Source organism: Pseudomonas sp. SAS7 (genome assembly GCF_052112345.1).
GTDB classification, from domain to species: domain Bacteria; phylum Pseudomonadota; class Gammaproteobacteria; order Pseudomonadales; family Pseudomonadaceae; genus Aquipseudomonas; species Aquipseudomonas putida_Q.
In genome coordinates, this window is the sequence record NZ_JBEGGO010000079.1 from 1 (window position 1) to 226 (window position 226).

General features: G+C 61.1%; 1 protein-coding gene. It reads right to left on the reverse strand.

From position 1 onward, the window contains the following. A partial coding sequence (locus tag ABI582_RS28770) for an immunoglobulin-like domain-containing protein (protein ID WP_442121005.1) occupies nucleotides 1-226 on the reverse strand: 226 nt, incomplete at both ends.

Consider the following 226-nt stretch of genomic DNA (forward strand, 5'->3'; position numbering starts at 1 on the left):
CGCTGGGTTAGTGCCGACGTAGACGTTATCCGGAGCAGTCACGCTGATCGAACCGCTGGTGCCATTGGCCGGCACGGTGATGACGGTCTTGCCGTCGCTCAGCGTGAAGGTCAGGGCGCCGTGGTTATTGATTGGCAGGCCGTCTTTGTTGGTCAGCGTGATGGTGTAAGTGATCTCGCCGCCTTCGGTGACCGAAGGGGTTGCGGTCAGCTTCGCCACGACTTCG